This is a genomic window from Azospirillum griseum (genome assembly GCF_003966125.1).
GTDB classification, from domain to species: Bacteria; Pseudomonadota; Alphaproteobacteria; order Azospirillales; family Azospirillaceae; genus Azospirillum; species Azospirillum griseum.
Window position 1 is genome coordinate 232459 of record NZ_RXMA01000006.1, and the last position, 10506, is coordinate 242964.

At 67.6% G+C, this 10506-nt stretch carries 11 protein-coding genes; 10 read left to right on the forward strand and 1 reads right to left on the reverse strand.

Going from position 1 to position 10506, the window contains the following annotated elements:
* Positions 1–189 precede the first annotated feature (189 nt).
* From EJ903_RS09250 to EJ903_RS09295, 10 genes are all read left to right on the forward strand, one after another.
* Positions 190–687 carry a (2Fe-2S)-binding protein gene (locus EJ903_RS09250; protein WP_126614372.1) on the forward strand — a complete coding sequence of 166 codons (498 nt, stop codon included), beginning with the start codon at positions 190–192 and terminating at the stop codon, positions 685–687.
* A 165-nt stretch (positions 688–852) separates the two neighbouring features.
* Positions 853–3243: a xanthine dehydrogenase family protein molybdopterin-binding subunit gene (locus EJ903_RS09255; protein ID WP_126614375.1), complete on the forward strand. Its 2391-nt coding sequence runs from the start codon at positions 853–855 to the stop codon at positions 3241–3243.
* A 39-nt stretch (positions 3244–3282) separates the two neighbouring features.
* On the forward strand, positions 3283–4074 hold the full coding sequence (locus EJ903_RS09260) for an FAD binding domain-containing protein (RefSeq protein WP_126614377.1): 792 nt from the start codon (positions 3283–3285) through the stop codon (positions 4072–4074).
* A 90-nt stretch (positions 4075–4164) separates the two neighbouring features.
* Positions 4165–4398, forward strand: coding sequence for a DUF4160 domain-containing protein (locus EJ903_RS09265; protein WP_126614379.1), 234 nt, complete (start codon positions 4165–4167; stop codon positions 4396–4398).
* Positions 4399–4400: 2 nt separating this feature from the next.
* Entirely contained in the window at positions 4401–4682 is a 282-nt protein-coding gene (locus EJ903_RS09270; RefSeq protein ID WP_126614381.1) for a hypothetical protein, read from the forward strand.
* A 30-nt stretch (positions 4683–4712) separates the two neighbouring features.
* The gene (locus tag EJ903_RS09275) at positions 4713–5648 is read left to right on the forward strand and encodes an AAA family ATPase (protein ID WP_126614383.1); all 936 of its coding nucleotides are present in this window, start codon (positions 4713–4715) and stop codon (positions 5646–5648) included.
* Positions 5649–5658: 10 nt separating this feature from the next.
* A complete protein-coding gene (locus tag EJ903_RS09280) occupies positions 5659–6879 on the forward strand; it encodes a vWA domain-containing protein (protein WP_126614385.1) in 1221 nt (406 codons plus the stop codon).
* Complete coding sequence (locus tag EJ903_RS09285) at positions 6876–7205, forward strand: XdhC family protein (RefSeq protein ID WP_126614387.1); 330 nt, start codon at positions 6876–6878, stop codon at positions 7203–7205. The genes EJ903_RS09280 and EJ903_RS09285 overlap by 4 nt, the downstream gene beginning before the upstream one ends.
* Positions 7202–7918, forward strand: coding sequence for an XdhC family protein (locus EJ903_RS09290; protein WP_126614389.1), 717 nt, complete (start codon positions 7202–7204; stop codon positions 7916–7918). The genes EJ903_RS09285 and EJ903_RS09290 overlap by 4 nt, the downstream gene beginning before the upstream one ends.
* A gap of 24 nt (positions 7919–7942) precedes the next feature.
* Positions 7943–9565, forward strand: a complete 1623-nt coding sequence (locus tag EJ903_RS09295; protein WP_126614391.1) for an NTP transferase domain-containing protein — start codon at positions 7943–7945, stop codon at positions 9563–9565.
* 38 nt (positions 9566–9603) lie between these two features.
* Here the strand turns inward: EJ903_RS09295 and EJ903_RS09300 are convergent, their stop codons facing one another.
* Positions 9604–10299: a type 1 glutamine amidotransferase gene (locus EJ903_RS09300; RefSeq protein ID WP_126614393.1), complete on the reverse strand. Its 696-nt coding sequence runs from the start codon at positions 10297–10299 to the stop codon at positions 9604–9606.
* Positions 10300–10506: the final 207 nt, after the last annotated feature.

Below are 10506 nucleotides of genomic sequence, written 5' to 3' on the forward strand. Positions count from 1 at the left end.
GCGCGCCAGTACGGACTATCCGAGTCCCCGACCGTTTCAGAGCACTTCTTTTGGCCATTCGCCATCGGATGGCTTGACCTTCCCCCATCGACGCACCCTATCCTTGTTCCTGTGATTGGCCTTGTTCCAGTGATCGGCTTTTTGACCAAACGACCAGCCAGCCCATCAAAGCCAGCGGGAGGATTTTCGATGCCCTGTACCGTTACGATGACCGTCAATGGCAAGACGGTCTCGCGCGAGGTGGAGGAACGGACCCTGCTCGTCACGTTCCTTCGTGACCATCTGTCCCTGACCGGCACCCATGTCGGGTGCGACACCAGCCAATGCGGCGCCTGCGTTGTCCATGTCGATGGCCGCTCGGTGAAGTCCTGCACCACGCTGGCGGTCCAGGCCAACGGGGCCAGCGTCACCACCATCGAGGGGCTGGCCGCCGCCGATGGCACGCTGCACCCGATGCAGGCCGCTTTTCGCGAACATCACGGCCTGCAATGCGGCTTCTGCACGCCGGGCATGGTGATGAGCGCGGTCGATCTGGTCCGCAACAACCCCACCCCGACCGAACACGACATCCGCGACGGGCTGGAGGGCAACATCTGCCGTTGCACCGGCTACCACAACATCGTCAAGGCGGTGCAGGCCGGTGCCGAGGCGATGAACAGCCCGTCGGCCAAGGCCGCCGCCGAATAAGGCGACGGTCCAGGCGTGTGGTGTCCCAAGGGCCGCCCGTCCGCCGAACAGCGCGCGCAAGACAACGGCGCGCCCGGCGCGAATGGTAAGGATTAGGAACGGCGGCGCGTCCCAGTCTCTCGTCATAACGGGCCGGAACACGGTCGATTGTGGGAGGAAACACAGATGGCGAACCCCAACGGTGTCGGCGCGTCGGTGCGTCGGCTCGAAGATCCTCGGTTTCTGACGGGCCGTGGCAATTACACGGACGATTTCAAGCGCCCGAACATGACCCATCTGGTCCATGTCCGCTCGCCCTACCCGCACGCCCTGGTCAAGGGCATCGACGCCAGCGCCGCGCTGGCCGCTCCCGGCGTGGTCGCCGTGCTGACCGGGGCCGACATGGAGGCCGACAAGGTCGGCAGCCTGCCTTGCGGCTGGCAGATCCATTCCAAAGACGGTTCGCCGATGAAGGAGCCGGGGCATTTCCCGCTCGCCCGTGGCCGTGTGCGCTACGTCGGTGACGCGGTGGCCGTGGTCATCGCCGAAACCAAGGACCAGGCCCGCGACGCCGCCGAACTGGTCGTGGTCGATTACGAGGAGCTGCCCGCCGTCACCGCCTCCACCCGCGCGGTGACGGCGGAAGCCCCGCAGGTGCACGACGAGGCCCCCGGCAACCTGTGCTACGACTGGCATCTGGGGGACAAGGCGGCGGTGGACGCCGCCTTTGCCCAGGCCGCCCACGTTGCCACGATCGATCTGGTCAACAACCGGCTCGTTCCCAACGCGATGGAACCGCGCGCGGCGCTGGGCGAGTATGACCCGTCGAACGGCGAATACACCCTGACCACGACCAGCCAGAACCCGCACGTCATCCGCCTGCTGATGGGGGCCTTCGTGCTGGGCATCCCGGAGCACAAGCTGCGGGTGGTCGCCCCGGACGTCGGCGGCGGTTTCGGCTCCAAAATCTTCCATTATGGCGAAGAGGCCGTCGTCACCTGGGCGGCGAAGAAGATCGGGCGTCCGGTGAAATGGACCGCCGACCGTTCGGAAAGCTTCCTGACCGACGCGCATGGCCGCGACCATGTCAGCCACGCCGAAATGGCGATGGACCAGGACGGCCATTTCCTGGCGCTGCGCGTGTCCACGCTGGCCAATCTCGGGGCCTACCTCTCCACCTTCGCCCCGTCGATCCCGACCTACCTTTACGCCACCCTGCTGGCGGGCCAGTACAAGACCCCGGCGATCTACGCCGAGGTGAAGGCCGTTTTCACCAACACCGCCCCGGTGGACGCCTATCGCGGGGCCGGTCGGCCGGAGGCCTGCTATCTGATCGAACGTCTGGTCGACATCGCGGCTGGCGTGGCCGGGCTGGACCGGGCGGAGATCCGGCGGCGCAACTTCGTCCCGGCCTCCGCCATGCCCTATCAGACGCCGGTGGCCTTGCAGTACGACAGCGGCGATTTTGCCAAGAATCTCGACATCGCCCTGCCGCTGGTCGATTACGACGGCTTTGCCGCGCGCAAGGCGGCGTCGAAGGCCAAGGGCAAGCTGCGCGGCATCGGCTTCTCCACCTACATCGAGGCCTGCGGCATCGCCCCCAGCAACGTGGCCGGGGCCTTGGGTGCCCGCGCCGGTCTGTATGAGTGCGCCGAGGTCCGGTTCCACCCCACCGGGTCGGTGACGGTCTTCACCGGGTCGCACAGCCACGGCCAGGGCCACGAGACCACCTTCGCCCAGCTGGTCGCCGAACGCTTCGGCGTGCCGATCGAGAATGTGGAGATCGTCCATGGCGACACCTCCAAGATCCCGTTCGGCATGGGCACCTACGGCTCGCGCTCGCTCGCGGTTGGCGGGTCGGCCCTGGTCAAGGCGATGGACAAGGTGGAGCGCAAGGCCAAGAAGATCGCCGCCCACATGCTGGAAGCCGCCGAAACCGACATCGAGGTGAAGGACGGCCGTTTCACCGTGGCCGGGACCGACAAGAGCCTGGGCATCGGCGACATCGCGTTGCAAGCCTATGTTCCGCACAATTTCCCGCTCGACGAGCTGGAACCGGGGCTGGACGAGCAGGCCTTCTACGATCCGAAAAACTTCACCTACCCCAACGGTTGCCACGTCTGCGAGGTGGAGATCGATCCCGAAACCGGCGTGACCCAGGTCGTCGCCTTCTCGGCGGTCGATGATTTCGGCAACGTCATCAACCCGCTGATCGTCGAAGGCCAGGTCCATGGCGGCATCGTCCAGGGCATCGGCCAGGCGCTGTTGGAAAACTGCGTCTACGACGACGAGTCCGGCCAGTTGCTGACCGGCTCCTTCATGGATTACTGCATGCCGCGCGCCGACGACGTGCCGTCCTTCACCGTGCGCTACCATGAAGACCAGCCTTGCACCCACAACCCGCTCGGCGTGAAGGGCTGTGGCGAGGCCGGGACCATCGGCGCGTCCGCCGCAACGATGAACGCGGTGGTCGATGCGCTCAGCGCCTTTGGTGTGACGCATCTCGACATGCCGGCGACGCCGGAAAAGGTCTGGCGGGCGATCCAGAACGCCACCCCCGCCCTGGCCGCCGAATAACGCCGCCGAACAAACGTCGAAAGACAAGGAGACGATCCGATGTACGCGTTTACGTACCAACGGCCCTCGACGCTGGCCGACGCGGTCGCCGCCGCGCAGGCCGAGGACGCCAAGCTGCTCGGTGGTGGGCAGACCCTGCTGCCGACGCTGAAACAGCGCCTTGCCCAACCCTCCGCCCTGGTCGATCTCAGCGGCGTGGCGGAGATGAAGGGGATCAACGCGGTTGATGGCGGTCTGGAGGTCGGGGCCTTCACCCGCCACTCCGAAGTTGCCCATTCCGATCTGGTCAAGGCGACCATCCCCGCGCTCGCCAGCCTTGCCGAGGGCATCGGCGACCGGCAGGTGCGCAACATGGGCACGCTGGGCGGCTCCATCGCCAACGCCGACCCGTCGGCGGATTACCCCTCGGCGGTGGTGGCGCTCAAGGCGACGGTCACGACCGACCGCCGGACCATCGCGGGCGACGACTTCTTCACCGGCATGTTCGAAACCGCGCTGGAGCCGGGCGAGATCGTCAAGTCCGTCCGCTTCTCCACGCCGGACAAGGCGGCCTACGCCAAGTTCCGCAACCCGGCCAGCCGCTACGCCATCGTCGGCGTTTTCGTGGCGAAATACGGGGCGGAGGTGCGGGTCGCCGTGACCGGTGCCGCCGGGTCCGTCTTCCGCGTTCCCGCCTTTGAGGCCGCGCTGGAGGCCAACTTCGCGGCGGAGGCGTTGAACGGCCTGTCGGTCAGCGCCGACGATTTGAACGCCGACCTGCACGCCAGCGCCGACTACCGCGCCCATCTCGTCACCGTGATGGCCAAGCGGGCGGTCGAAGCGGCGGGGTAAGGAAATGTCGCGCCCACGCCGCCCGCCCTTTCGAGCGTTCGGGCGGCGTGGGCGACCTCTGCGTTCATCATCTTTCAGCGCTTGGTCGGCATGCCCATTCTTGCCCGCATCGGCAACGCCCGCGTTTATATTTACGCCGACGATCACAACCCGCCCCATTTCCATGTGGTCGGGCCGGATTTCAACCTGTTGGTTCGGATCAATGATCTGGTAACGTTGAAGGGCAGCGCGCCACCGGACACGACGCGCAAGGTTCTGGATTGGGCGGCGGACAACCGTCCGCTTCTGGCCCTGCGCTGGATCGAGATCAACGGCGAGGAGTAATCATGGACCAACCCCGCGTCGTATCCGTCATGGCTCTGCCCGGAACCCTGTCGGTCGCCGTCACCTGGATCGACGGCACCCGCGATGTCGTCGATCTGTCCGATCCGATCCACCGATTCACGGTCCTTCGTCCGCTCGCCGATCCATCCTTGTTCGCCAGGGTCAAATGCGTGGCCTGGGGGTGGGCGATTGGGTGGGGGGGCGATGATGACGAGCCGGAGATTGATTATCCGGCGGATCGTCTCTGGCACCATGCGCAAACGCAACGTTCCGCCGCCGCCTGATTGTCCTCTCCCCGTCACCCCACGGATCCCATGCCGATTGCCCTCCCCACCTCTGTCGATGAGACGGCGGCCCTGCTTGCCCGTGGCGATTACGTCGCCGACCGTTCGCTGGCGACCGCGCTGTTTCTCGCGCTGAAGCTCAAGCGCCCGCTGTTTCTGGAGGGCGAGGCCGGGGTCGGCAAGACCGAGATCGCCAAGGTGCTCTCGGCCACGCTGGGCCGTCGGCTGGTGCGCCTGCAATGCTACGAGGGGTTGGACGCCGCGTCGGCGGTCTATGAGTGGAACTACGCCCGCCAGATGATGGAAATCCGGCTGACGGAGGCCGCCGAGGGCAAGGCGGCGGGGGTGGACCGCGACGCGCTGGCCGCCGATCTGTTTTCCGAACGCTTCCTCATCAAACGCCCGCTGCTCCAGGCGCTTGAACCCGATCCCGCCGGGCCGCCGGTGCTGCTGATCGACGAGTTGGACCGCACCGACGAGCCGTTTGAAGCCTATCTGCTGGAAATCCTGTCCGATTTTCAGGTGACGATCCCGGAATTCGGCACCGTCCACGCGCCCGAACCACCGATTGTAATCCTCACCTCCAACCGCACCCGCGAGATTCACGACGCGCTGAAGCGGCGTTGCTTCTACCATTGGGTCGATTACCCGTCGGCGGACCGCGAACGTCGGATCGTGGCGGTGAAGGCCCCGCAGGCCGACGCCCGCCTGACCGCGCAGGTGGTTGGCTTCGTCCAGTCGCTGCGTGGGCTGGACCTCTACAAATCCCCCGGCGTGGCCGAAACGCTGGATTGGGCGCAGGCGCTGGTCGAGTTGAACCAGTTGGAATTGGAACCCGCCGTCATCAACGACACCTTGGGCGCGTTGCTGAAGTATCAGGACGACATCGCCCGCATCCAGGGCAGCGAGGCCGCGCGCATCCTCGCCCAGGTCAAGACCGAACTGGCCGCCACCACGGCCCGGTGAGGGAACCCCCATGACCGACCCCGCCCCCTACCGGGACCGGCTGGCCCTGAACCTGATGCATTTCGCCCGCGCGCTGCGCGCCGCCGGTCTGCCGGTGGGGCCGGGCAAGGTCCTGCAGGCGCTGGAGGCGGTGGAGGCGGTGGGGCCGGGCAACCGCACCGATTTCTATTGGGCGCTGCACGCGGTGCTGGTCAGCCGCCGCGAGCACAGCGAGCTGTTCGACCAGGCCTTTCACATCTTCTGGCGCAATCCCGACATCCTGAAAAAGATGATGGCGATGATGCTGCCGACGGTGCGGACCGACCCCGCGCCGGACAAGCCGGAGATGGCCCAACGCCTGGCCGAGGCGCTGCACGGGACCGCGCCGCAGGTGGAGGGCAAGGACAAGACCGAAATCGAGATCGACGCCACCTTCACCATGTCCGCCGCCGAGCGGTTGCAGGCGAAGGATTTCGAAAGCATGACCAACGAGGAGATGGCGCAGGCGAAAAAGCTGCTGGCCACCCTCGCCCTGCCGCTGGCGGAGGTGACGACCCGCCGCCACCGGCCCGATCCGCAGGGGCCGCGCATCGACCCGCGCGCCACCTTGCGGCGGATGCTGCGGTCGGGCGGCGATCTGGTCGATCCGGCGCGCAAGCGCCAACGCACCCGCCCGCCGCCGCTGGTGGTTCTGTGCGACATTTCCGGATCCATGACGCGCTATTCGCGCATGATCCTGCATTTCATGCACGCCATCACAAACGACCGTGACCGGGTGCACAGCTTCGTCTTTGGCACGCGGCTGACGAACATCACCCGCCATCTGCGTCACAAGGATGTGGATGTGGCGCTGGACGCGGTGTCGACTGCGGTGGCCGACTGGTCGGGCGGCACGCGGATCGGCACGGCCCTGCGCGCCTTCAACCACCAGTGGGCGCGCCGGGTGCTGGGCCAGGGTGCGATCATTTTGCTCATTACCGACGGGCTGGACAGGGATGCAGGGGAAGGGCTTGCGGCGGAGGCCGAACGGTTGCACAAAAGCTGTCGGCGGCTCGTCTGGCTGAATCCGTTGCTGCGGTGGGATGGCTTTGCGCCAAAATCCTCCGGCATTCGGGCGTTGCTGCCACACGTGGATGATTTTCGTGCGACGCACAACCTGAACAGCCTCGCTGGTCTTGCCGATGCCCTGTCGCGGCAAGGCCCGCGTCGGCAACCGGGTTTGCGCCGCTGGGTCAAGGAGGCGGCGGGATGAACGACACCCTGATGGCGGACAACATCATAGAACAGGCCGCCGCGTGGCGGTCCGCCGGGCGCAAGGTGGCGTTGGCGACCGTGATCGCGACCTGGGGATCCTCGCCCCGCCCGGTCGGCAGCCAGATGGCGGTCGATGACGACGGTGCCATGGCCGGATCGGTGTCGGGCGGCTGCATCGAAAACGCCGTGGCCCACGAAGCGGCCAAAACCATGGAGGACGGCGAACCGCGCCTGTTGTCCTTCGGCATCACCAACGAAATGGCCTGGGAAGTCGGGCTGGCCTGCGGCGGGCAGGTGCAAGTCTATGTCGAGGCCGTGGAATGAAACGTGACATTTTCGACCGATTGGTCGCCGCGAAAGCCGCCGCGACCCCGGTGGCGCTCGTCACCGATCTGACCAGCGGCCTGCAATCGCTCGTGTTCGAGGACGCCGTCCATGGCGGCTTCGGCCTGGAAGCGGAAATGTTGGACGAGGTGCGACGACGCATCCGCCAGGACCGTTCCGGCCTGTTGACCGACCCGCAGGACGAGGATGGGTTCCGCCTGTTCGTCCACGTCCACAACCCGGCGATGCGCCTGTTGATCGTCGGGGCCGTCCACATCGCCCAGGCGCTGGCCCCGCTGGCCGTCCTCAGCGGCTATGACGTGACGGTGATCGACCCACGCGGGGCCTTCGCCACCCCCGCCCGTTTCCCCAACATCACGCTCAATCACGATTGGCCGGACGAGGCGTTGACCGCGCTGTCCCCCGATGTGCGCACCGCCATCGTCACCCTGTCGCACGATCCCAAGCTGGACGACCCGGCGCTGATCGCCGCGCTGCGTTCCCCCGCCTTTTACGTCGGCGCGCTGGGCAGCAAGCGCACCCACGCGCTGCGGCTCGACCGCCTGCGCGACGAGGGGTTGAGCGAGGCGCAGGTCAAGCGCATTCGCGGCCCCGTTGGCCTGTCCATCGGGGCGGTGACGCCCGCCGAAATCGCGTTGTCGATTTTGGGGCAGATCACCTGCGTCCGCCGTGGCGAAAACCACCCCTGCTGATCGCCAACCGGATCGCCCGCCGCCATGCGCTTTGGCCCCCTGCCGATCGACGACGCCGAGGGTGCCATTCTGGCGCACTCCCTGCGTTGCGGTGATCTGACCTTCAAAAAGGGCCGCCGCCTGTCGGCGGAGGATGTCACCGCCCTGCGCGCGGCGGGGATTGCCACGGTGATCGCCGTGCGACTGGACGCCGACGATGTGGCGGAGGATGCGGCGGCCGAACGGGTGGCGCGGACGGTGGCCGGATCCGGCCTGACCGTCGCCGCGCCCTTCACCGGGCGGGTCAATCTGTTCGCCACCGCGCGCGGCCTGCTGCGCCTGGACACCGCGCGGCTCGACGCCATCAACCTGATCGACGAGAGCGTCACCATCGCCACCCTGCCCGACGCGTCGGTGGTGGAGCCGGGGCAAATGGTGGCGACGGTCAAGATCATCCCGTTCGCCGCCCCCGAATCCGCCGTGGCGCGGGCGGAGGCGGTGGCCAAGGCTGGGTCTCCGCCCCTGTGCGTTGCCGCCTTCCGCCCGCTGTCGGTGGCGCTCATCCAAACCCGTCTGCCCGGCCTGAAAGACAGCGTGCTCGACAAAACCGTCGCCGTCACCCGCGACCGGGTGGAGGCGTTGGGCGGGTCACTGGTCCACGAAACCCGCTGCGATCACGACGAAACCGCGCTCGCCGCCCGCATCAACGCGGCACCAAAGGTCGATCTTCTGCTGATCGCCGGGGCCTCGGCCATCACCGACCGGCGTGACGTGCTGCCCGCCGCCATCGAACGGGCGGGCGGAACGGTCGAGCATGTCGGCATGCCGGTCGATCCCGGCAATCTGCTGCTGTTGGCCCGCCGGGGCGACACCCCGGTGCTGGGCCTGCCCGGCTGCGCCCGCTCCCCCAAGTTGAACGGTTTTGACTGGGTGCTGCAACGGATCGCGGCGGGGGTGCCGCCCAGCCGCCGCGACATCATGCGGATGGGGGTGGGCGGGCTGTTGGCCGAAATTCCCAGCCGCCCCCTGCCCCGCGCTGGCGCGGCGGTGGAGGCCCCGCGCGCGCCGCGCGTCACCGCGCTGGTGCTCGCCGCAGGACGGTCCAGCCGGATGGGCGGCAGCAACAAGCTGTTGGCGGCGGTCAACGGCGCGCCGCTGGTCGCCCGCGCGGTCGATGCCGCGCTGGCCTCGCAGGCGCAGGGCGTCATCGTCGTCACCGGCCACCAGGGCGACGCGGTGGAATTGGCGCTGTCGGGCAAGCCGGTGCGCTTCGTCCGCAACCCGGATTTCGCCGATGGCCTCAGCGCGTCGCTGCGCGCCGGTCTGGCGGCGGTCCCGGCGGACGCCGACGCCGTGGTCGTGTGTTTGGGCGACATGCCGCGCGTGCGCGCCGGGGTGATCGACCGGTTGATCGCCGCCTTCAACCCGCTGGAAGGCCGCGCCATCTGCGTGCCGACCACCCACGGCAAGCAGGGCAACCCGGTGTTGTGGGACCGCAGCTTTTTCGCCGACATGGCCGGGTTGACCGGCGATTCCGGGGCCAAGCGCCTGATCGGCCAGCACGCGGACCGGCTGTGCGAGGTCGCGGTGGATGACGCGGGCATCCTCTACGACGTGGACACCCCGGAGCTGTTGGCCGACCTGCTGGCGCAAAGCCGCGCGGAGTAACCCTCCCCACGCGGCCCGACCCTGCGTTTTGGGGGGTATCAGGCCAACGCCAGCCAGCGCTTGGTCATCTCGCGGGCGAAACGGTCCGCCGCCGGAAGATGGGCGTCCAGCGCCGCGTCCAACCCGTCGAGCAGGCTGCGGTTCTTCTCCCGCGCCTCCTCACCAAAACGCGACGCCCAGCCCCGGACGATTCCCGCCGTGGCTTCCGGGTGGAATTGAAAGGCGTAGGTGGCGCGGCCCAAGCGGAAGGCCTGCCGCCCGCACACGTCGCTGTAGGCCAGCGGAACGGCCCCCTCGGGAAATTCGAAGGTGTCGTAATGCCACTGCACCAGTTGGAGCGACGGGCCAAAGCCGCCAACGACCGGATCCTCGGCTGCGTGATCGTGCAGCGTCACCGGGCAGACCCCCAGCTCCGCCGCCTCGTGCCGGTAGACCCGTGCGCCATAGGCCCGCGCGGTGAGCTGCGCCCCCAGGCAGATTCCCATCACCGGGCGGTCGGCGTCGGCAAAGGCGCGGATGGTGTCCATCACCTTGGGGAAATGCGGGCCATGGCTGTCATCCCAGGCGTCTTGCGGCCCGCCCAGCACGACCAGACCGGCAAAGCCGTCGCGGTCGGGAATCGCCTCGCCCTCGTTCGCGGCGATGGTGGTCAGGCTGGCTCCATTCTCCACCAGCGCCTCCCCCACGATGCCGATGGGGGCGGTTTGGCTGTTCTGCACGACCAGAATGCGCATGATCGATGACGCTCGCGAGGTTGAAACGCTTCGTCCCCAGTTGTGAGCGGAGCCGCCTTTCCGCGCAAGCCGGGCCATGGCCGCGCAAAGCGGCTATGCGCGGCGTCGATGATTCGGTTTAGGGCCTGTTGACATTCAGGCGAAGAATGGGATTCCCGTGGTCGCAGAAATTTGATTCAAGGCTACCGAAAGGGAGGTGGCCTTGGT

Bases quoted from the DNA above. Each gene is read 5' to 3' on its own strand.
- EJ903_RS09280 (WP_126614385.1), top strand. From the start codon at position 5,659: ATGACCGACCCCGCCCCCTACCGGGACCGGCTGGCCCTGAACCTGATG.
- EJ903_RS09265 (WP_126614379.1), top strand. From the start codon at position 4,165: ATGCCCATTCTTGCCCGCATCGGCAACGCCCGCGTTTATATTTACGCC.
- EJ903_RS09290 (WP_126614389.1), top strand. From the start codon at position 7,202: ATGAAACGTGACATTTTCGACCGATTGGTCGCCGCGAAAGCCGCCGCG.
- EJ903_RS09255 (WP_126614375.1), top strand. From the start codon at position 853: ATGGCGAACCCCAACGGTGTCGGCGCGTCGGTGCGTCGGCTCGAAGAT.
- EJ903_RS09300 (WP_126614393.1), bottom strand. From the start codon at position 10,299: ATGCGCATTCTGGTCGTGCAGAACAGCCAAACCGCCCCCATCGGCATC.
- EJ903_RS09275 (WP_126614383.1), top strand. From the start codon at position 4,713: ATGCCGATTGCCCTCCCCACCTCTGTCGATGAGACGGCGGCCCTGCTT.
- EJ903_RS09250 (WP_126614372.1), top strand. From the start codon at position 190: ATGCCCTGTACCGTTACGATGACCGTCAATGGCAAGACGGTCTCGCGC.
- EJ903_RS09270 (WP_126614381.1), top strand. From the start codon at position 4,401: ATGGACCAACCCCGCGTCGTATCCGTCATGGCTCTGCCCGGAACCCTG.
- EJ903_RS09285 (WP_126614387.1), top strand. From the start codon at position 6,876: ATGAACGACACCCTGATGGCGGACAACATCATAGAACAGGCCGCCGCG.
- EJ903_RS09295 (WP_126614391.1), top strand. From the start codon at position 7,943: ATGCGCTTTGGCCCCCTGCCGATCGACGACGCCGAGGGTGCCATTCTG.
- EJ903_RS09260 (WP_126614377.1), top strand. From the start codon at position 3,283: ATGTACGCGTTTACGTACCAACGGCCCTCGACGCTGGCCGACGCGGTC.